Raw genomic sequence first — 20,127 nt, forward strand, 5'->3', positions numbered from 1 at the left:
TCCGCCAAAGCCGGACTGGTTTCATCCACCCACTCGCCGGCGTCCTGGCCATAGACGGCCGTGGAACTCACCAACAGACAACGCTTCGGCTGCAGTACCTCGCAGGCTCTGGCCAAACCCTCGACATACAGTCGGCGGTAAGCGTCTTCGTTGCGGGCATCCGGTGTGGCGCAGAACACCAGCCAATCGGGCATGGTCGGCATGCGCTTCAAATGCGCGGCCTGCGAGAGATCGCCGGTCACCGCCAGCACGCCGTCGGGCATCGGCAAAGGCCTGCGGCGCAGGGTCGCCACTGCATCGCCGGCAGCGAGGCGCTGCTGCGCGACACGCCGGCCGAGGTCGCCGGCACCGAGGATTGCGATCTGGAAAGCCATCTTTCGCCCGTTACGGATTTTCAATGGCAATGGTAGCATTGAGGCATGAACGCGAGGTCAAACCTGATTCTGATCGGACCGATGGGCGTGGGCAAAACCACCCACGGCAAGTGGCTGGCGCGCCACCTGGAAAAGACCTTCATCGATCTGGATGCCTATATTGAGAACCGGACCGGCGCCAGCATCGTGGATATTTTCGAACTGGAAGGCGAAGCCGGTTTCCGAAAGCGCGAATCGGAAGCGCTCGCCGCGGTCCTGGCCGACAATGACCAGGTCATCGCCACCGGCGGCGGTGCCGTCTTGAATGAAGGCAACCGCCAGCTGATGCGGCAGCGTGGCCTGGTGGTGCATCTGCACATTCCGCCCGAGCAGCAGCTGCAGCGTCTGGCCAATGACCGCAAGCGCCCGCTGCTGCAACACGAAGACCGTGCCGGCCGTCTGCAGCAGCTGTATGAGGTGCGGACGCCGCTCTACCGCGACTGCGCCGACATCAGCCTGGACCTCAGCCGCATGCCGATGTCCAAGATCCGGCCGCATCTTCTGCAGGCCATTACCGAATACCGTACCGAAAGGACCGCACCGCATGCCTGAATTGACCGTCAGCCTCGGCGAACGCTCCTACCCGATCCGCATCGCCGATGGCCTGCTCGGAATGCCGGGGGCATTGCCGATGTCCGGACCCTGCCTGATCGTGACCGATGACCATGTGGGACCCTTGTATGCCGAACGCCTGAGACAGGCCATCGGCCGCAACGATTGCCCGCTCTGGCAGATGCCTGCCGGCGAGCCGGAAAAAAACCTGAATCGATTTGCCGAACTGCTGCAGACCATGGCCGCGCAGGGCCTGAGCCGCAACGCCACGGTCCTGGCCCTCGGCGGCGGCGTCATCGGCGATCTGGCCGGTTTCGCGGCCGCCTGCTACATGCGCGGCATTGCCTTCATCCAGATTCCCACCAGCCTGCTGGCCATGGTCGACTCCTCGGTGGGCGGCAAGACCGCGGTGGATCTGGCCGCCGGAAAAAATCTGGTCGGCGCGTTCCACCAGCCGCAGGCGGTCTGGATCGATACCGCGGTGCTGGCCACCCTGCCCGATCGCGAATTCCGGGCGGGCCTTGCCGAGGTGGTGAAATACGGCGCGATTGCCGACCCGGAGTTCTTCGCATGGCTGGAACATCAGGCCGATGCCCTATTGGCCAAGAACCCGGACGCCCTGGCCCATGCCATTGCGCATTGCTGCGCACAAAAAGCCGGCGTGGTGGCCCGCGATGAAACCGAACAGGGCGAACGCGCGCTGCTGAACTTCGGGCACACCTTCGGGCATGCCTTGGAAGTGCTGACCGATTACGGCACGCTGGTACATGGCGAAGCAGTCGCCATCGGCATGCATCTGGCGGCGGCCTATTCGACGCATCAGGATCTGGCGCCGGAATCCGACCGGCTGCGTCTGCAGCAACTCCTCTCCCGCTTCGGATTGCCGACCGCAATGCCGCCGGGCGTGGATAGCGAAGCGCTGTTGGCCAAAATGCGCCTGGATAAAAAAGCGGTCAGCGGCAATCTGCGGTTGATTCTGTGGCAGGGCATCGGGAAAGCCTTCATTGCCGAAACTATCGATGCCACCGGGCTTCACGGCTTTCTGGAAAATCACGCCGCCGTGGATTGACCTGAATCAAACCGATGCCCTGGAATTGGACTATGCTGTGCCTACCAATCCTTACCGGAGTCGCATCATGAAAGCCAATGTCGGAAATACGGATCGCCTTATCCGCATCATCCTCGGTCTGGTCATCATCGGCTGGGGCGTGATGAACGCCAACTGGCTCGGCGCCATCGGCCTGATTCCGCTGGCCACCGCTTTCCTGCGTTGGTGCCCGGCCTACCTGCCGTTCGGCCTTTCCACCTGCAAAACCGAATGAACGGCGCCATCACCACCATCAAAGCCGGTATCGGATTCGGTACCGCGCTGGCGATCACCATCTCCTGGAGCGTGAATAAATCCATTCTGTGGGCCATCGTACATGGCTTCCTGTCGTGGATTTATGTCATTTACTACGCCCTGTTCAAGGGCTGAGCGGCTCGGAGCGCCTGAAACCGCGATACAATAGCGGCCATGCGCGTTCTCATGCAACAACCCCCGCAAGGCCTTGAATCGCCCCGTTACGTCAGCATCAGCCTGCAGCAGGATCTGCTGGGCGGCTGGTTGCTGGTCCGCGAGTCCGGACTGATCGGCGGCAAAAGCCAGTTGAAACGCGAACAGTTCCTCGACGACGAGCCCGCCCTCGCGGCATTCGAAAAAGCACGCGCCGCTCACTCGAAAAAAGGCTATCAGGTCATGTTCATCCAAGGCGTGGCGGAACCGAAATCATGAATACCCGTTTTCTCGATACCATCGCCGGCAAGCCGGTTGACGCCACTCCGGTCTGGTTGATGCGCCAAGCCGGCCGTTATCTGCCGGAATACCGCGCCACCCGCGCCAAGGCCGGCAGCTTCATGGGCCTGGCTACCAATCCGGAGCTGGCCTGCGAAGTGACCCTGCAGCCGCTGGACCGCTACGATCTGGATGCCGCCATTCTGTTTTCCGACATCCTGACCGTGCCCGATGCGATGGGTCTGGGTTTGAGTTTTGCCGAAGGCGAAGGCCCGCGTTTTGCCCGCCCGGTGCGCAGCGCCGCCGATATCGCCAAGCTGGCGGTTCCGGATATCGGCACCGAGCTGCGTTACGTCACCGATGCGGTCAGCCTGATCCGTCGCGAATTGAACGGCCGTGTGCCCTTGATCGGTTTCTCCGGAAGCCCCTGGACCCTGGCCTGCTACATGGTCGAAGGCGGCGGCTCCGACAACTTCGCCCGCATCAAATCGCTGGCGTTGAATGAACCCAAATTGATGCACCAGCTGCTTGAAGTGGTCACCGATTCGGTCATCGCCTATCTGGCCGCACAACGTGCCGCCGGCGCCCAGGCCCTGATGGTGTTCGACACCTGGGGCGGCGTACTGGCCCCGCACATCTACCGCGAATTCTCCTTGCGCTATCTGACCCGCATCGCGCAATCCCTGCCGCGCGGCGAAGGCGAAGCCAACACCCCGCTGATCCTGTTCGGCAAAGGCAATGCCGCCTATCTGGAAGAACTGGCCGCCAGCGGCGCCGAAGGCGTCGGGGTCGATTGGCTGGTGTCGCTGGAAGAAGCCCGCCGCCGTACCGGCGGCAAAGTCGCGCTGCAGGGCAATCTCGATCCGGTCACTTTATATGCCCAACCGGATACCATCCGTGCCGAAGTGGCGCGCACGCTGGCCAGCTATGGCAAGGGCTCCGGCCACGTGTTCAATCTCGGTCATGGCATGTCGCCGGACATGAATCCGGATCATGTCAAAGTCCTGGTGGATGCGGTGCATGAGCTCAGTCGGCCGTATCATGCCTGAGCCTAGCAAGCCTTATAAAAAAGCCGGATTGAATCCGGCTTTTTTTTGATCAAGCATCCGGTCCGAGGGCGGATTTGCGCCGGGCCGCCTCTTCCTCGCTGAGCAGCTCGCCTTCCCATTTACCGATGACCGCCGAGGCGATGGAATTGCCGACGGCATTGGTGGCCGAGCGGCCCATGTCGAGGAAGCGGTCGATGCCCAGAATCAGCACCATGCCTTCCACCGGCAGACCGAACTGCGCCAGCGTGCCGGCGATGACCACCAGCGAGGCCGAGGGAATGCCGGCCATGCCTTTGGAGGTCACCATCAAGGTCAGCAGCATGGCGATCTGCGTACCGAGCGTCATCTCGATGCCGTACACCTGGGCGATGAAGATGGCCGCAAACGCGCAATACATCATCGAGCCGTCGAGATTGAAGGAATAGCCCAGCGGCATGACGAAACTGGAGATCTTGCGGCTGACCCCGAAGCGGTCCAGCGCATCCAGGATTTTCGGGTAGGCCGCCTCCGAGGAAGCGGTGGCGAACGACAGAAAGAAGGCCTCCTTGATTTCGTGCAGCAGCGAATAGACGCGGCGGCCGAGGAAGAAGTGGCCGACGGCAACCAGCAGCAGCCAGAGCGTGACCAGCGCCAGATAGAAGCACAGGATGAATTTCAGATAAGTCAGCAGGATGCCGAGACCCTGGTTGGCGACCGCACCGGCCATGGCCGCAAATACGGCAAACGGCGCGAACTTCATCACGTAGCCGGTGATTTTGATCATGACGTGCGAGAGCTGCTCGATCATGTCCTGCAGGGTCTGGCCGGACTTGCCGAGCGAGCCCAGGGCAACGCCGAAGAACAGCGAGAACACCACGATCTGCAGCAGTTTGTTTTCGCCCAGGGCATTGCCGCCGGCGGCGTTGATGATCGAGGTCGGAATCAGCTGGTTGGTGACGAAGGCGACGAACCCGGAATCATGCACGCCCACCTGGAAATTGGCCAGCTTTTCCTGGCTGGCGGCGATCATCTCGGCGGTCGGCGGGGCCAGGCCGGCGCCGGCGCCGGGCTGCAGCACATTGGCGAACAGCAGACCCAAGGCCAGGGAAATCAGGGAGGCGATGACGAACCAGCCCAGCGCCTTCATGCCGACGCGGCCGACGCCGCCGGTGTTGCCCATATGCGCGATGCCGATGACCAGGGTCGAAAACACCAAGGGCGCGATGATCATCTTGATGGCCCGCAGGAACAGCGTAGCCAGCAAAGTCACATAGGACATGTCGACGCTGATCGCCTTGGTATTGACCAGCCAGCCAAAGACGATGCCCAGTCCCATGGCGACGATGATCCACAGCGCCAGCCGTTCCGCGCCTTTTTTATCCGTAAGATCCGATGACGACACCCTGCACCCTTTGCGCCGTGGGCGCCTGCAATCAAACAGTCTGCATTGTGGCGTCAGCGCCCTTGCCGGTCAAGACATCCGCGTCAGGGCCGGCGCTCGGCACCGGCCCTGCCCATCGGCTTATTTGCGGAAAATCAACCCGGCACCTTCGGCATCGACCTGCACGGTATCGCCGGACACGAACTCGCCGCCGAGGATCTTGTTGGCCAGCGTATTCTCCAGCAGCTGCTGGATGGCACGCTTGAGCGGCCGGGCGCCGTATACCGGATCGAAGCCTTGCGAGCCGAGCAGATCCAGCGCCGCCGTGCTCAGCTTCAGGGTAATGCCGCGCTCGGCCAGACGCTTGGCCAACGAACGGGTCTGGATTTCGGCAATGGCGCGGATGTGTTCGGCCGCCAACGGGTGGAACACCACGATGTCGTCGAGCCGGTTGATGAATTCCGGACGGAAATGCGACTGCACCGAACCCATCACCGCCGCCTTCATCTGCGTATAGGCTTCCGGACTCAGGCCCTGGCGCTCGGCGATTTCCTGGATGTGCTGCGAGCCGAGGTTGGATGTCATCACGATTACTGCGTTGCGGAAATCCACGGTCCGGCCCTGGCCGTCGGTCAGACGGCCATCGTCAAGCACCTGCAACAGGATATTGAACACATCCGGATGCGCCTTCTCGACTTCATCGAGCAGGATCACCGAATACGGACGGCGGCGCACGGCTTCGGTCAAATAACCGCCCTCTTCGTAACCGACGTAGCCCGGAGGCGCGCCGATCAGACGCGACACCGAGTGCTTTTCCATGAACTCGCTCATGTCGATGCGGACCATGGCATCCGGACTGTCGAACAGGAATTCGGCCAGTGCCTTGCACAGCTCGGTCTTGCCGACACCGGTCGGGCCCAGGAACAGGAACGAACCGTTCGGCCGGTTCGGATCGGACAGGCCGGCGCGCGAACGGCGGATGGCCGCGGATACCGAGGTCACCGCTTCATCCTGGCCGATCACCTTGCGGTGCAGCTCGCCTTCCATGCGCAGGAGTTTTTCGCGCTCGCCTTCCAGCATCTTGCTGACCGGGATGCCGGTCCAGCGCGACACCACTTCGGCGATTTCATCGGCGGTGACTTTGTCCTGCAGCAGTTTGAACCCCTGGGTTTCAACCGCCATGGCGGCGCCCAGCTGTTTTTCCAGTTCCGGAATGCGGCCGTACTGGATTTCGCTCATCAGGGCGATGTCCTGCTTGCGCTGCGCGGCATCAAGCTCGAGGCGTGCCTGTTCCAGCTGTTCCTTGATGCGGGTGGTGCCGGTCAGCGTGGCCTTTTCGGCTTTCCAGATTTCTTCCAGATCGCTGAACTCGCGCTCCAGCTTGTCGATTTCCTGTTCGAGATCGTCCAGGCGCTGTTTGGATTCGCGGTCCTTCTCTTTCTTCAGGGCTTCGCGCTGCATCTTCAGCTGGATCAGACGGCGCTCCATGCGGTCCATCTCTTCCGGCTTGGAATCGATCTCCATGCGGATGCGGGAAGCGGCTTCATCCATCAGGTCGATGGCTTTGTCCGGCAGCTGGCGGTCGGCGATGTAACGGTGCGACAGGGTGGCCGCCGCGACGATGGCCGGATCGGTGATTTCGACGCCGTGGTGCACGGCATAGCGCTCCTTCAGACCGCGCAGGATGGCAATGGTGTCTTCCACCGACGGCTCGCCGACGAACACTTTCTGGAAGCGGCGTTCGAGCGCGGCATCCTTCTCCACATACTGCCGGTACTCATCGAGCGTGGTGGCGCCGATGCAATGCAGCTCGCCGCGGGCCAGCGCCGGTTTCAGCATGTTGCCGGCATCCATGGCGCCTTCGCCCTTGCCGGCGCCGACCATGGTGTGCAGCTCGTCGATGAACAGGATGACATTGCCTTCCTGTTTCGAAAGATCGCTCAGCACCGCCTTCAGGCGTTCTTCGAATTCACCGCGGAACTTAGCGCCGGCGATCAGCGCGCCCATGTCGAGCGCGAGCACGCGCCGGCCACGCAGGCCTTCGGGCACTTCGTTGTTGATGATGCGCTGGGCCAGGCCCTCGACGATGGCGGTCTTGCCGACGCCGGGCTCGCCGATCAGCACCGGATTGTTCTTGGTGCGGCGCTGCAGCACCTGGATGGTGCGGCGGATTTCCTCGTCGCGGCCGATGACCGGATCGAGTTTGCCGCTTTCGGCGCGCTCGGTCAGATCGATGCAGTATTTTTCCAGGGCCTGCCGGTTTTCCTCGGCATTGGCGTCGGTCACCGTTTCGCCGCCGCGCAGGGCCTGAATGGCCTGCTCCAGTTTGGCCTTGTCCGCGCCGGCGGCTTTCAAGGCGCGCCCGGCCGGGCCACTGTCGCCGGCCACGGCCAGCAGAAACCATTCGCTGGCGATGAATTGGTCCTGATGCTGCTGGGCCAGCTTGTCGGTCTGGTTGAGCAGGCGCGACAGTTCGTTACCCACCGACACCTGTCCGTCCTGGCCGGCCACTTTCGGCAATTGGTCGAGTGCCTCGGCCAGTTTCTGTTTCAGCACCGGCAGGTTGACGCCGGCCTGACGCAGCACCGGCAGGCTGTTGCCGCCCTGTTGGTCGATCAGCGCCGAGAGCAGATGCGCCGGTTCGATGATGCTGTGGTCACGGCCGACGGCCAGACTCTGGGCATCGCTCAAAGCCTGCTGGAATTTGCTGGTGAATTTATCGATACGCATGTGGCACCTCTTTCATGGATTGCGCCCCAAGGCGCCTGTTCATGAAATTGGGGTGCCGGCACCGCTCTTCAAGGCCGCCGTTCAGCTTCGGGCAGGGATTCGGTACGGCGTTTCTGATGCCAGTGCATCAGCGGCCACAGCAGCAACGCCCCGAGCAGGATGACACCGACCCCGAGCACGGCACCCAGCTTCACATAAGCCAGGCTGGAATAAAACAGATACGCCGAGGACGCCGCGAACAGCAGCGGCAAGACCGGGTACCACGGCACGCGGAAGGGCCGCGGCGCGTCCGGAAACCGGCGTCGCAAGCGGATGACCGCAATGCCGCTGAGCATGAGGAAGAACCAGTACACCGGCGACAGGTAATCGACCATGGTCGAAAAGCCGCCACGGGTGAGCGTGCCGAAACCGACCAGCAGCATGGAGACCGCGCCCATGGCAATCATCGCCCCGCGCGGCACGCCCTTTTCGCCGTCCCAGCGGCCGACATCCCCCAGCGCCTGCAGATCACGGGCGGTGGCATAGGTCGTGCGCGAGCCGGCCAGCAACAGGGCATTCATCACGCTGATGGAGGTGATGGCCACGATGCTGACGATGACCACTTCTCCGGGATGACCGAAGGCCGTGCGCATCAGATCGGCGGCCGGGGCCTGGCTGTGCGCCAGTCCGTAAAATCCAAGGCCCTGCAGGTAGGCCCAATTGACCCACAGGTACAGGGCGAACACCGTGGCCAAGCCGCCAGCCAGCGCCAGTGGCATGCCGCGCTTGGGATCGCGCATTTCGGCTGACAGGGTTGCGGCATCGCTCCAGCCGCCATAGGCGAGCAGGACATAGACCATCGCCTGGCCGAACCCGGCCACGCCCAGAACCACCGGTACGGCATCGGCCGGCGGCGGTAATGGCTGATGACCGGCAGTGGCCAGATGGATGCCGGCGAAACCCACGATCACCAAACCGGCCAGCACCAGCAGCATCAGCACGAACTGGGCGCCGATGCCGACACTCAGACCCCGCAGATTCATCAGTACCAGCGCGGTAATCAGCAGGGCACCGAACGCCGGGCTGCCGTAGGCACCGAGCGGGATCAGTTGATTGAGGTAATCGCCGAAGACGAAAGCCAGCAGGGCGATGGATCCGGTATGAATGACCGAAAAGCGGGACCAGGCAAATAGCACCGCAATGCGCTGGCCGTAGGCCAGACGCAGGAAATGGTAATCGCCGCCGGTATCGGGAAACGCCGCCGACATTTCGGCAAAACACAGCCCGCCGATCAGGGACAGAATGCCGCCGATGGCCCAGGCCAGCATCAACGTAGCGGGTTGGTCCAGATGCGCCGCCACCTCCGGGGAGGTCCGGAAAATGCCGGCACCGATGACCATGCCGACGCAGACGGCTGCGGCATGACCGACGTGCAGCTGCCGGCGGGGCTGGGGATTCACCGGATTTTCATGCCCGTCCATCACATTCACTCACTCGAAAGTCATCAAACAGGGTAACCCATGGCGCCGGCTTTGCTAAAACGGAATGCGCATGACGGTATGCTGAATAAATATATCTCTTTATGCGGATAGATGTTGACAGAATTTGAAATATCCGGCCAAATGAAAGTCCGCCGTCCGCCCTGCACGGCCCGCCCATCCACCACCCTTCCGAGAATGTCATGAAAATCCCGACCCAACACCTTCTGGCCGCCGCCGTTCTTGCCGCCCTGGGCAGCACCGCCGTGTCCGCACAAACCCCTGCCGATGCCAAAAACCTCGACACCGTCATCGTCACCGGCACCCGTGCGCCGGACCGCACCGCGCTCGAATCGGCCTCGCCGATCGACATCCTGAGCAAACAGGATCTGGCCAAAGCCGGCGTGCTCAACGGTGAGCTCGGTCAGGCCCTGCAGGTGCTGCTGCCCTCGCTGAATTTCCCGCGGCAGTCCAACGCCACCGGCGCCGATCATGTGCGCTCGGCGCAACTGCGCGGCCTCAGCCCGGATCAGGTGCTGGTGTTGGTGAACGGCAAGCGCCGCCATACCTCGGCCATCGTCAACCTGGAAGCCAAAACCGGCAAAGGCACCAACCCGGTGGACTTCAATTCGATTCCGGTCAGCGCCATCGCCCGCATTGAAGTACTGCGTGACGGTGCCGGTGCCCAGTACGGCTCGGACGCCATCGCCGGCGTCATCAACGTCATCCTCGATGACAATCCCGAAGGCGCTTCCGCCAGCATTGCCTACGGCGCGCACCGCACCGATTTCGATCCGACCGGCGACACCCTGATTGACGGCCAGACCACCACCGCCAGCGCCAGTCTCGGCAACAAAATCGGCGAAGACGGTTTCATCCGTTTCGGCGTTGAGTACAAGGACCGCAACGCCACCAACCGCGCCGGTCTGGACCAGCTGCCGTTCTTCGAAAACCAGAGCCCGGAAAACCTAGCCACCATCGGCCAGCGCAACTACCATCCGGGTGATCCCGATACCCAGGACATCAATCTGTGGCTGAATACCGCGGTTGCCGTCGGTGATGCCACCGAGTGGTACGCCTTCGCCACCTACAACCAACGCGATTCGGTCGGTGCCGCATTCTTCCGCTACCCCGACAGCAGCGCCAATGTGCCTTCGGTCTATCCCGACGGCTATCGCCCGGAGACTCTGGGCGACAACCGCGACCTGTCGCTGAGCAGCGGCCTGCGCGGCGACATCGGCGACTGGAATTACGATGCCAGCCTGACCTGGGGCGAGAACCGCTTCGATCTCGGTCTGCGCAATTCGCTGAACCCGTCCTTGGGCAGCGCCAGTCCGACCGCCTTCGATCTGGCCGGTTACCAATTCGAACAGCTGACCGCTAACGTCGACATCAACCGCCTGGTCAGCATCTCGGGCAAGGATTTCACCTTTGCCACCGGTGCCGAATACCGTCATGAAGGCTATGTCACCCGCGCCGGCGATCCGGCCTCGTATGCCGCCGGCCCGAACACCGGCAGCCCGCCGGGCGCACAGGCCGGTCCGGGCCTGGCACCGGCCGATGCGGTCGATCTGAGCCGTTCGGTTTTCGGTGCTTATGCCGAGTTGAGCGGCGATCTGAGTGAACGCTTCTTCGGCACCGCGGCACTGCGCTATGAAGACTACAGCGACTTCGGCGGCCAACTGACCGGCAAACTGGCCGGCCGCTTCCAGATCAATGATACGGTGGCCTTGCGCGGCGCCGTGTCGACGAACTTCCGCGCCCCCTCGCTGAGCCAGACCGGCTACCGGTTCACCGTGACCAACTTCGGTGACGGCGGCGCACTGACGCAGGTCCGCCTGCTGGCCGTGGACGATCCGATCGCGGTGGCGCTCGGTGCCCGCGACCTGAAACCGGAAACCTCGCGCAACGTCAGCTTCGGCATTACCGCCCAGCCGACGACCGGCCTGAATATTTCGCTGGATGCCTTCCAGATCGACGTCGATGACCGCGTGACCATTTCCGAGCGCATCGGCGGCCCGGCCTTGGTCAACTTCCTGGACAGCCAGTTCGGCATCACCGACATCGAATCGGTCAACTTCTTCACCAATGCCGTGGATACCCGCACCCGCGGCGCCGAACTGGTGGCGAACTACAGCACCGAGGCCTGGGGCGGCAATCTGAACCTGACCGGCGCCTACAGTTATGCCAAAACCGACATCCGCGCCATCCAGGCCACGCCGCCGCAATTGCTGGCCTTGGATCCGGACTACGTCCTGGTCGGTGTCGAGGAGCGCAACACCCTGACTACCGCCGCGCCGCGCACCCGCGCCATCCTTTCGGCCCAATGGCAGGGCGATGCCTGGTCCTGGCTGGGCCGCGCCACGCGCCACGGCTCGGCCACGCGGGTATTCAACTTCGGCGGCGGATTCGAACCGCAGCAGACCTACGGTGCCGAATGGCAACTGGATGCCGAGGCGGCCTACCGCTTCAATGCCGCGGTTGCCGTTGCGGTCGGTGCCAGCAACCTGCTCGACAACTATCCCGATGCTTCGAGCGCCGACATCAATTACTTCGGCAACTTCCCGTATGACTTCCTGTCACCGATCGGGATGAACGGGGCGTACTACTATGCCCGGATCGATTTCACGTTCTGAGTCACACCCTGCATGACGAAAAAACCGGCCTCGGCCGGTTTTTTTTGTAGGCAACTTATGCCGTTTACAGCTTTGCCAGCTCGGCTTTGGCTTCCTTGTACGCCGGGTCGAGTTTGAGCGCGCTCTGGAAAGCGGCGCGCGCTTCGGCTTTCTTTCCGGACTTGGCATACAACTGGCCGAGTCGGTAATACGCATGCTTGTTGGCCGGTTCGCTGGCGCCATGCGGCAGCTTGAGGTATTTCTGCAGGGCGGCAATGCCTTCCTCCAGATTCTGTCCGCTCAACACGCTGGTGCGGCCAAGCTGGTACCAGGCGGCGCCGGCGCTGGCGTCCTGCGCGGTCCAGGTGCGGAAATGCCGAAAAGCATCGTTGAACCGTTCGGCTTGCTGATAACCGATGCCGAGTGCCAGACGGATTCCCGCATCGGAGGGCTTGGCGGCGTAGGCCGCTTCGTAGGATTTGAGGGCGCCGGCATTGTCCTTGTCGGCAAGCTGGATCTGGGCACGCGCCAGATGGCCACGGGCGGCATCGCGCTTGCCGATTTCCCGGGCCTGAACCAGCGCCTTGTCCTTGCCGCCGCCGATCATGGCCGGTGCCTGCAGATAGAACTGCAGCAGCGCGGTGCGGGCATCGAGATTATTGGGATCCAGCGCGACGGTTTTCTCGAAGGCATCGCGCAGTTTCGGCGCCATGCCCATCTTCGACATCATCCCGACCTCACCGATCCGTTTGCCGTAGGCATTGCCGAGCCAGAACTGGGCCTGCGCGCTGTTCGGAGCCAATGCCACCGCTTTTTCACCGGCAGTCACGGCGGCTTCGGATTTTCCCTGCAGAACACGGGCGCGGGTCAACAGCGCCCAGGCCTCGGCATTGTTTGGATTGGCCTTGGCATAGGCTTCGGCATTGGCCAGGGCGCGTTTGTCGCCGGCCTGCAATTGCGCGCTGATTTCCTGCGGCGTTGCAGCCTGCACTGCAGCACTGATCATCAGGGCGAAAACAAAAAGGCGAAGTTTCATGACAGGCATCCGGGTGGGTAGTGCAGGCAGTGTATCTGCCGCCATCCCCTTCAGTCACTGCCGGAAGTCATGTCATCCAGATCAGGCTGGCCATGCGTCCGGTGCGTTGTTCGCGCCGGTGCGAATAAAAACGGATGTCGGTCAGGGTGCAATGCTCGCCGCCGTACACCTGCGTCACGCCGCAGGCGGCCAGACGCTGGCGCGCGATGGCCGGCATATCGATCAGGAAATGCCCCGGACGGGTCGGTGTGAATGCCGATACCGCGGCGGCATCGGCGGCCAGAAACGCCTGACGCACGTCTTCACCGACTTCGTAACGCTGCGGACCGGCGGCAGGGCCGAGCCAGGCCATCAGTTCATGAGGTGCCGAGCGCATGGCCGTCACCGTGGCTTCCAGCATGCCGGCAGCCAGCCCACGCCAGCCGGCATGGGCGGCGGCAACTTCCGTGCCGCTCGTATTGCAGAACAGCACCGGCAGGCAGTCGGCGGTCAATACCGCCAGCACGCTGGCGGACTGCGTCGTCACCGCAGCATCGGCCAGCGGATCGCTTCCGCGCGTGCCGTCATCGCTGACGACTTCGATGCCATGCACCTGATGCAGCCACAGCGGCTCGCCGGGCAAGCCGTATTCCCGGCGCAGGGCCTCGCGGTTGGCGCGCACGGCCGCAGGCGCATCCCCGCAGCGGGCACCCAGATTGAAACGGTAAAACGGCAGTTCGGAAACGCCCGGCCCCAGACGCGTGGTGGTGAAGGCGTGGATGTTGGCCGGCACCGGCCAGTCGGGCCGGAGGATGTCGCTCATGCCGCGTTGAATTGGCGGGTGTCGTCGCGCAGGGTGTCGATCAGGGCGACCATGTCGGCCGGCAGCGGGGATTCGAAACTCAGGGTTTCGCCACTGACCGGATGGGTGAACGACAGCTTCTCGGCATGCAGGGCCTGCCGGCGGAACCCGCGCAGGGCCTCGACCAGGGCCTCGCTGGCGGCCTTGGGCAATTTGAACGACCCGCCATACAGCGGATCGCCGATCAGCGGATGTTTGACATACGCCATGTGCACGCGGATCTGATGCGTGCGGCCGGTTTCGAGTCGGCATTCAACCACGGTATGGCTGCGGAATTTTTCACGGACGCGGTAATGGGTGATGGCCTCGCGGCCGCCGCCTTCCTTGACCACCGCCATGCGGATGCGGTCGTGCGGATGACGGTCGATCGGGGCATCGACGGTATTGCCGGCGACCATCGGGCCCTGCACCACCGCCACATACTGGCGGTGCACGGCGCGCGATGACAATTGTTCGATCAAACCGGCATGGGCGCGCAGCGAACGCGCCACCACCATCAGGCCGGAGGTGTCCTTGTCGAGACGGTGCACGATGCCGGCACGCGGCAGCTGCGCCAGCTCCGGATCGTAGTGCAGCAGGGCATTGACCATCGTACCGCGCGGATTGCCGGCACCCGGATGCACCACCAGTCCGGCCGGCTTGTTGACCACCAGCACGTCGGCATCGGCATACAGCACCTCGAGCGGGATGTTCTCGGCCACGGCATCGGTTTCCACCTGCTGGCGGGCCGCCAGGGTCACGGTTTCGCCGCCGTTGACCGCCACCTTGGGCTTGACGATTTCACCGTCCAGCAGCGCATCGCCGGACTTGATCCATTCGGTCAGACGCGAGCGCGAAAACTCGGGGAACATTTCCGCCAGGGCTTGGTCGAAACGTCGACCCGCCACGTGCTCAGGCACGGTGGCTTCGATGCACTCGGGTTCGTTCTCTTCGATGGCGGCTGGCGCGGTCTGGTTCATGGAATCAATGGCTTAGCGCTTCGCGCGGGAAATAATCGTGGAGCTCGATGCGAGCATAGGGTATTATCCACTAATTGCCGACTTGGCGCTTGACTATGAAATTTATGACGCTGTCCACCCCTTCACGACTGCTTGCCATCCTGTTTCTGCTGGCTTCGCTGAGTGCCTGCCAGACCACCAAGGATTTCTTCGGCATGGACGGCAGCAAGAAGCAGCCGGAAACCGAAACGCTGGAACTCGAGCCGCTGTATGCGCTGGGTTTGGAAGCGCTGGAAGACCAGAATTACGACAAGGCCGAGCGCACCTTCAGCCGTCTGGTCGCGCGTTTTCCTTACGGCGAACTGTCCGAAAAATCACAGATCAATCTGGCCTATGCCCAATACAAAATGGCCAAGCCGGAAGAAGCGACCTCCAGCATCACGCGCTTCATCAAGACCTATCCGACCAATCCGGACATCGATTACGCCTACTATCTCAAGGCGCTGATCAATTTCGACCGCGAAAACCGCTGGCTGGCCAAAATCGCCCGTCTCGACACCTCGGCCCGCGATCTGGGCGCCGCCCAGCAGAGCTACAACGATTTCAATGACGTCGTCCGCCGCTTCCCGACCAGCAAATACGCCGAGGAATCGCGCCAGCGCATGATCTATCTGCGCAACCGTTTGGCCCAGCACGACCTGACCGTCGGCATGTACTATTACGAACGCGATGCCTACGTGTCCGCCGTCGGCCGCGCCAAGTATGTCTTGGAAACCTACCCGCAGTCGGATTTCGATGATGAGGCCGTGGCCCTGTTGGCGGCGTCCTACAAGAAACTCGGACAGGACGGTCTGTCACAGGATGCGCGGCGCGTGCTGGAAAGCAACTATCCGGATCACCCCTACCTGACCGGCAACTGGCCGAATCGCCGTTCGCGCTGGAACCATCTCAACCCGTTCGCGGGTGAAATCGAAAACTGATCAGGCGCCGTAACCCGAGCTGATCGGGTAGCGGCGTTCACGGCCGAAAGCGCGCCGCGACAGTTTCGGTCCGGGTGCCGCCTGTCGCCTTTTCCATTCCGAAATCCGGACCAGACGCAGCATGCGTGCGGTTTCCTGCGCCACGGCGTGATCTGGCCATTGCGGCGTCAATTCATCGATGATTTCCTGCGGCGCGCGTTCGCCGTCGATGCTCGCTTTCAGGATGGCATCCAGCAGCGCGTAAGGCGGCAGGGAATCCTGATCGGTCTGGTTCTCACGCAGCTCCGCCGACGGCGCACGATCGATGACTGCCTGTGGGATGACCTCGCCATCACCCTGTCGGTTGCGCCAGGCGCACACCGCATAAACTTCGGTTTTATACAAATCCTTGATCGGCGCATAGCCGCCGCACATGTCGCCGTAGATGGTGGCATATCCGACCGCATATTCGCTCTTGTTGCCGGTGGTCAGCAACAGGCCGCCTTTCTTGTTGGCCAACGCCATCATCAAAGTGCCGCGGCAACGCGACTGCAGATTCTCTTCAGTGACATCTGCGGAAAGCCCGCTGAAGGACGGCGCCAGCGCCTGCAGAAAGCCGGTGAACGGCGCCTCGATGGCGATGGTTTCCAGCGCGACGCCCAGCGTGCGGGCCTGCGCTTCGGCCAGATCATTGCTCAGGCCTGCGGTATAGCGTGAGGGCAAGCGCACGGCCGTGACTTTATCGGCACCGAGGGCGTCGACCGCCAAGGCCAGCACCAGCGACGAATCGACGCCGCCGGACAATCCGAGCAACACCTTGGAAAAACCGTTCTTGCCGCAGTAGTCGCGGATGCCGCGCACCATGGCGCGGTAGGCCAGCGATTCGAAACATTCGTCGCGTTCTTCCGGCCATTCGATCTTGCGGAATTTTCCGCAGGATGGATCGAAATCGGCCAGCAGCAGGTGCTCGGCGAAGCATTCGGCATTGGCATGGATGAAGCCATCGGCATCGGCCAGCACGCTCGATCCGTCGAACACCACTTCGTCCTGGCCGCCGACGGTATTGAGATAGGCGATGGCGGTGCCGGTTTCCCGCACGCGGCCGGTCAGCAATACATCGCGCTGCGCGGTCTTGCCGTGCTCGAACGGGGAAGCGTTCGGCACCAGCACCAGCTGCGCGCCCGCGGCCACGCATTGGGCAATGGGCTCTGCAAACCAGACGTCCTCGCAGATGATCACGCCGAGGGTGACGCCCTTGACCGTGAACGTGCAGGGATCGGCGTCGGCGGCGAAATAACGGCGCTCGTCGAACACCGCGTAATTGGGCAGTTCCTGCTTGTGGTAAACCCCGATGACGGCGCCGTCCCGGAGGATGTTGGCGGCATTGAACACCACGGCGCCCACGGCACGCGGCGACGGCAGCACCACGGTGATGCCCTCGACCTTCGCGGCGATGTCGGCCAGAACGCGTTCGCAGTCGGCGAGGAATCCGGGGCGCAGCAGCAGATCTTCCGGCGGGTAACCGCTCAGCGCCAGCTCCGGAAACAGCAGCACATCGGCGCCGGCCGCTTTGGCCTGGTCCACCAGCCCCAGGATTTTCTCGGCGTTGCGGGCAAGCGCCCCGACCGGAAAATCGTGCTGCGCCATGGCCAATCGGAGAGTATTGTTCATGCGGCTATTGTAAAGGAGGGGCGAAAAAAAGGGCGAACCCCCGGTCCGCCCTTCTTCTCATGACTGAAGCGACGTTTTACAGCGCGGCCATGCGCGCGGCAATGGCTTTGCCCAGATCGCCCGGCGACTTCACGGTGGTGACGCCGGCTTTTTCCAGCGCCGCGAACTTTCCGGCGGCGGTGCCCTGGCCACCCGAGGCGATGGCACCGGCATGGCCCATGCGCTTGCCTTCCGGGGCGCTGGCGCCGGCGATGAAGCCGACCACCGGTTTGGTCACGTGCTTGGCGATGAATTCGGCCGCTTCTTCTTCGGCACTGCCGCCGATTTCACCGACCATGATGATGCCCAGCGTCTGCGGATCGGCCTGGAACAGTTTCAGGCAATCGATGAAGTTCATGCCCTGCATCGGGTCGCCGCCGATGCCGATGCAGGTCGACTGGCCGAGACCGGCGTCGGTGGTCTGCTTGACCGCTTCATAGGTCAAGGTGCCGGAGCGCGAGACGATGCCGATTTTGCCCGGCAGGTGGATGTGGCCCGGCATGATGCCGATCTTGCATTCGCCCGGAGTGATGATGCCGGGGCAGTTCGGTCCGATCAGCACGGTGTCCGGATAGGCTTTCAGGCTGTTCTTGACGCGCAGCATGTCGAGCACCGGAATGCCTTCGGTGATGCAGACGATGACCCGGATTCCGGCATCGGCCGCTTCCAGAATGGCATCCGCGGCGAACGGCGGCGGCACATAGATGACCGAGGCGTTGGCGCCGGTAGCGGCGACCGCTTCGCTGACGGTGTTGAACACCGGCAGACCGATGTGCTGGCTGCCGCCCTTGCCGGGCGTGACGCCGCCGACGACCTGGGTGCCGTAATCCAGCATCTGCTGGGCGTGGAAGGTGCCTTGCGTGCCGGTGAAACCCTGCACGATGACTTTGGTGGATTTGTTGACGAGAACGCTCATGCTTCGTATTCCTTCAATTAGGCGCGCGCGGCGGCCACGACTTTCTGGGCGCCGTCGTTGATGTCGTCGGCGGCGGTGATGGCCAGACCGCTGTTTTTCAGCAGTTCCTTGCCTTTTTCGACGTTGGTGCCTTCCAGGCGCACCACCACCGGCACTTTCACATCGACTTCCTTGACCGCGGCAATGATGCCCTCGGCAATCATGTCGCAGCGGACGATGCCGCCGAAGATGTTGACGAAGATGGCCTTGACCTTGTCCGAGCTCAGGATCAGCTTGAAGGCTTCAGTCACGCGCTCCTTGGTGGCGCCGCCGCCGACGTCCAGGAAGTTGGCCGGGGAGCCACCGCTGAGCGAGATCACGTCCATGGTGGCCATGGCCAGACCGGCGCCGTTGACCATGCAGCCGATGTCGCCGTCCATGGTCACGTAGTTCAGGTCGTGCTGGCTGGCCAGCACTTCGGTGCTGTCTTCCTGGCGGATATCGCGCATGGCGGCCAGTTCCGGATGGCGGAAGGTGGCGTTGTCATCGGAGTTGATCTTGCCGTCGAGCACGGCCAGATCGCCCGAGCTCAGGATGGCCAGGGGGTTCAATTCAACCAGGGCCAGATCCTTTTCATTGAACAGCTTGTACAGGCCGAGCATGATCTTGCTGAGCTGGCCGACCTGCTTGGCGTTCAGGCCGAGCTCGAAACCGAGCTTGCGGCACTGGTAGGCCTGCAGGCCCTGCACGAAATCGACATGCACGGCTTTGATCGCGTCCGGGTTGGTTTTGGCGACCTGCTCGATGTCCATGCCGCCTTCGGCGCAGGCGATGAAGGTCACGCTCTTGCTGGCGCGGTCGACCAGCACCGACAGGTACATTTCATTGGCGATGTCGGTGCCTTCGCAGATCAGCACGGAATCGATCGGCAGCTCCACGCCGGCGGTCTGGTAGGTCGCCATTTTGGTGCCGAGCATGGCTTTGGAATACTGTTTGACTTCATCGAAGGAGCGCGCCAGCTTGACGCCGCCGGCCTTGCCGCGGCCACCGGCATGGATCTGGGCCTTGACCACCCACATGTCGCCCGGAATCAGCTTGGCGGCAGCGACGGCTTCATCCGGCGTACGGGCCACGATGCCCTTGGGCACGGCGATGCCATAGTCGGCAAACAGTTGTTTCGCTTGATATTCGTGAAAGTTCATTCGACACCTGGGTTGAACGGGAAAGTCCCGGAATGGGGCACTATTGTCGCTTTTTCCGGCGCCAATGGCAAAAACACCGGCCATCATGCTTATACTGGAGTTCAGCCAATCCGCGAAAGCAAGTGAAATCAATGGCTCCAGCCTCAGCCCTGGGAACCGATGGCGCTTTGCGCCGGCGTGAACTCTACTACTTTGCGCTGTTCCGCTGCTTGGAAGCGGCCCTGTTGGCGCTTTGGGTATTCAGCCCGTACACCCCCACGCCGAACCCGGTCAATCTGGATACCCTGCAGATTCTGAGTGCCGCCTATCTGTTCAGCGCGGCCTGCCTGCTGGTTTGGGACCGCCTGAGTCCGCAGCCGGGGCAGTTGATTGCTCGCGGTTCTGGCCTGGCTGCTGCAATCCGGATTCCAGAGCGTGGCGCTGATGATGCTGGTCAATATGGCCGCCGCCGGCCTGCTGCTCAGTCAGCGGCGCAGCAGCGTGCTGACGCTTGCCGCCATCTGCCTGCTGTTCGGGCACTATCTGATGGCGCGCCTGCGCGGTGAGGCCGATGCCGATGTGGTGCAGACCCTGATGTTCGCCGCCAGCTATGCCGC

Annotated in this window: 19 protein-coding genes; 9 read left to right on the forward strand and 10 right to left on the reverse strand. The window is 62.8% G+C overall.

From position 1 onward, the window contains the following. On the reverse strand, window positions 1-374 hold a 374-nt coding region (locus tag Q0W88_RS06715), incomplete at its 3' end, for an NAD(P)H-binding protein (RefSeq protein WP_297801397.1). Between the two features lie 45 nt (window positions 375-419). On the opposite strand from Q0W88_RS06715, the gene Q0W88_RS06720 reads away from it, so the two are divergent. The 6 genes from Q0W88_RS06720 to hemE all read left to right on the forward strand — a co-directional run bounded on the left by Q0W88_RS06720 (window position 420) and on the right by hemE (window position 3,788). Next, window positions 420-965: a shikimate kinase gene (locus Q0W88_RS06720; protein WP_297801400.1), complete on the forward strand. Its 546-nt coding sequence runs from the start codon at window positions 420-422 to the stop codon at window positions 963-965. Beyond that, window positions 958-2,034 carry a 3-dehydroquinate synthase gene (gene aroB / locus Q0W88_RS06725; protein ID WP_297801402.1) on the forward strand — a complete coding sequence of 359 codons (1,077 nt, stop codon included), beginning with the start codon at window positions 958-960 and terminating at the stop codon, window positions 2,032-2,034. The genes Q0W88_RS06720 and aroB overlap by 8 nt, the downstream gene beginning before the upstream one ends. Before the next feature lie 67 nt (window positions 2,035-2,101). Next, a complete protein-coding gene (locus Q0W88_RS06730; RefSeq protein WP_297801403.1) occupies window positions 2,102-2,287 on the forward strand; it encodes a DUF2892 domain-containing protein in 186 nt (61 codons plus the stop codon). Then, window positions 2,284-2,442 (forward strand): hypothetical protein, encoded by a 159-nt coding sequence (locus Q0W88_RS06735; RefSeq protein WP_297801405.1) that lies wholly within the window; start codon window positions 2,284-2,286, stop codon window positions 2,440-2,442. The genes Q0W88_RS06730 and Q0W88_RS06735 overlap by 4 nt, the downstream gene beginning before the upstream one ends. Window positions 2,443-2,481: 39 nt before the next feature. Continuing rightward, window positions 2,482-2,739: a WGR domain-containing protein gene (locus Q0W88_RS06740; RefSeq protein WP_297801408.1), complete on the forward strand. Its 258-nt coding sequence runs from the start codon at window positions 2,482-2,484 to the stop codon at window positions 2,737-2,739. After that, on the forward strand, window positions 2,736-3,788 hold the full coding sequence (hemE, locus tag Q0W88_RS06745; RefSeq protein ID WP_297801410.1) for a uroporphyrinogen decarboxylase: 1,053 nt from the start codon (window positions 2,736-2,738) through the stop codon (window positions 3,786-3,788). Before Q0W88_RS06740 ends, hemE begins: the two co-directional genes overlap by 4 nt. A gap of 49 nt (window positions 3,789-3,837) precedes the next feature. Here hemE and Q0W88_RS06750 read toward each other — a convergent pair whose 3' ends face one another. The 3 genes from Q0W88_RS06750 to Q0W88_RS06760 form a co-directional block, all read right to left on the reverse strand. Continuing rightward, complete coding sequence (locus tag Q0W88_RS06750) at window positions 3,838-5,169, reverse strand: dicarboxylate/amino acid:cation symporter (RefSeq protein ID WP_297801413.1); 1,332 nt, start codon at window positions 5,167-5,169, stop codon at window positions 3,838-3,840. A 120-nt stretch (window positions 5,170-5,289) separates the two neighbouring features. After that, entirely contained in the window at window positions 5,290-7,878 is a 2,589-nt protein-coding gene (clpB, locus tag Q0W88_RS06755; RefSeq protein ID WP_297801415.1) for an ATP-dependent chaperone ClpB, read from the reverse strand. A gap of 68 nt (window positions 7,879-7,946) precedes the next feature. Next, on the reverse strand, window positions 7,947-9,317 hold the full coding sequence (locus tag Q0W88_RS06760) for an APC family permease (protein ID WP_297801417.1): 1,371 nt from the start codon (window positions 9,315-9,317) through the stop codon (window positions 7,947-7,949). Window positions 9,318-9,538: 221 nt separating this feature from the next. On the opposite strand from Q0W88_RS06760, the gene Q0W88_RS06765 reads away from it, so the two are divergent. Beyond that, window positions 9,539-11,971 (forward strand): TonB-dependent receptor, encoded by a 2,433-nt coding sequence (locus Q0W88_RS06765; RefSeq protein ID WP_297801419.1) that lies wholly within the window; start codon window positions 9,539-9,541, stop codon window positions 11,969-11,971. 64 nt (window positions 11,972-12,035) lie between these two features. Here Q0W88_RS06765 and Q0W88_RS06770 read toward each other — a convergent pair whose 3' ends face one another. The 3 genes from Q0W88_RS06770 to rluD form a co-directional block, all read right to left on the reverse strand. After that, window positions 12,036-12,986 (reverse strand): tetratricopeptide repeat protein, encoded by a 951-nt coding sequence (locus tag Q0W88_RS06770; protein WP_297801421.1) that lies wholly within the window; start codon window positions 12,984-12,986, stop codon window positions 12,036-12,038. Between the two features lie 67 nt (window positions 12,987-13,053). Continuing rightward, window positions 13,054-13,788, reverse strand: a complete 735-nt coding sequence (gene pgeF / locus Q0W88_RS06775; RefSeq protein ID WP_297801423.1) for a peptidoglycan editing factor PgeF — start codon at window positions 13,786-13,788, stop codon at window positions 13,054-13,056. Next, window positions 13,785-14,786 carry a 23S rRNA pseudouridine(1911/1915/1917) synthase RluD gene (gene rluD / locus Q0W88_RS06780; protein WP_297801426.1) on the reverse strand — a complete coding sequence of 334 codons (1,002 nt, stop codon included), beginning with the start codon at window positions 14,784-14,786 and terminating at the stop codon, window positions 13,785-13,787. The genes pgeF and rluD overlap by 4 nt, the downstream gene beginning before the upstream one ends. Window positions 14,787-14,890: 104 nt before the next feature. Here rluD and Q0W88_RS06785 point away from each other — a divergent pair, with 104 nt between their 5' ends. After that, complete coding sequence (locus tag Q0W88_RS06785) at window positions 14,891-15,745, forward strand: outer membrane protein assembly factor BamD (protein ID WP_297801428.1); 855 nt, start codon at window positions 14,891-14,893, stop codon at window positions 15,743-15,745. Here the strand turns inward: Q0W88_RS06785 and Q0W88_RS06790 are convergent, their stop codons facing one another. The 3 genes from Q0W88_RS06790 to sucC all read right to left on the reverse strand — a co-directional run bounded on the left by Q0W88_RS06790 (window position 15,746) and on the right by sucC (window position 19,531). Further along, a complete protein-coding gene (locus tag Q0W88_RS06790) occupies window positions 15,746-17,395 on the reverse strand; it encodes an NAD+ synthase (protein WP_297801430.1) in 1,650 nt (549 codons plus the stop codon). Window positions 17,396-17,471: 76 nt separating this feature from the next. Then, on the reverse strand, window positions 17,472-18,350 hold the full coding sequence (gene sucD, locus Q0W88_RS06795) for a succinate--CoA ligase subunit alpha (protein WP_297801432.1): 879 nt from the start codon (window positions 18,348-18,350) through the stop codon (window positions 17,472-17,474). Between the two features lie 17 nt (window positions 18,351-18,367). Further along, entirely contained in the window at window positions 18,368-19,531 is a 1,164-nt protein-coding gene (gene sucC / locus Q0W88_RS06800; RefSeq protein ID WP_297801434.1) for an ADP-forming succinate--CoA ligase subunit beta, read from the reverse strand. A 369-nt stretch (window positions 19,532-19,900) separates the two neighbouring features. Between sucC and Q0W88_RS06805 the strand changes: the two genes are divergently transcribed. Next, the coding region (locus Q0W88_RS06805) for a hypothetical protein (RefSeq protein ID WP_297801436.1) at window positions 19,901-20,127 on the forward strand (227 nt) is incomplete at its 3' end.

The organism is Arenimonas sp. GDDSR-1 (assembly GCF_025980345.1).
Lineage (GTDB): Bacteria > Pseudomonadota > Gammaproteobacteria > Xanthomonadales > Xanthomonadaceae > Arenimonas.

Coding starts and splice junctions, on each gene's coding strand:
- Q0W88_RS06770 (WP_297801421.1), bottom strand. CDS start 12,986: ATGAAACTTCGCCTTTTTGTTTTCGCCCTGATGATCAGTGCTGCAGTG.
- Q0W88_RS06735 (WP_297801405.1), top strand. CDS start 2,284: ATGAACGGCGCCATCACCACCATCAAAGCCGGTATCGGATTCGGTACC.
- Q0W88_RS06765 (WP_297801419.1), top strand. CDS start 9,539: ATGAAAATCCCGACCCAACACCTTCTGGCCGCCGCCGTTCTTGCCGCC.
- hemE (WP_297801410.1), top strand. CDS start 2,736: ATGAATACCCGTTTTCTCGATACCATCGCCGGCAAGCCGGTTGACGCC.
- Q0W88_RS06720 (WP_297801400.1), top strand. CDS start 420: ATGAACGCGAGGTCAAACCTGATTCTGATCGGACCGATGGGCGTGGGC.
- aroB (WP_297801402.1), top strand. CDS start 958: ATGCCTGAATTGACCGTCAGCCTCGGCGAACGCTCCTACCCGATCCGC.
- Q0W88_RS06790 (WP_297801430.1), bottom strand. CDS start 17,395: ATGAACAATACTCTCCGATTGGCCATGGCGCAGCACGATTTTCCGGTC.
- sucC (WP_297801434.1), bottom strand. CDS start 19,531: ATGAACTTTCACGAATATCAAGCGAAACAACTGTTTGCCGACTATGGC.
- Q0W88_RS06785 (WP_297801428.1), top strand. CDS start 14,891: ATGACGCTGTCCACCCCTTCACGACTGCTTGCCATCCTGTTTCTGCTG.
- pgeF (WP_297801423.1), bottom strand. CDS start 13,788: ATGAGCGACATCCTCCGGCCCGACTGGCCGGTGCCGGCCAACATCCAC.
- clpB (WP_297801415.1), bottom strand. CDS start 7,878: ATGCGTATCGATAAATTCACCAGCAAATTCCAGCAGGCTTTGAGCGAT.
- Q0W88_RS06730 (WP_297801403.1), top strand. CDS start 2,102: ATGAAAGCCAATGTCGGAAATACGGATCGCCTTATCCGCATCATCCTC.
- rluD (WP_297801426.1), bottom strand. CDS start 14,786: ATGAACCAGACCGCGCCAGCCGCCATCGAAGAGAACGAACCCGAGTGC.
- sucD (WP_297801432.1), bottom strand. CDS start 18,350: ATGAGCGTTCTCGTCAACAAATCCACCAAAGTCATCGTGCAGGGTTTC.
- Q0W88_RS06740 (WP_297801408.1), top strand. CDS start 2,482: ATGCGCGTTCTCATGCAACAACCCCCGCAAGGCCTTGAATCGCCCCGT.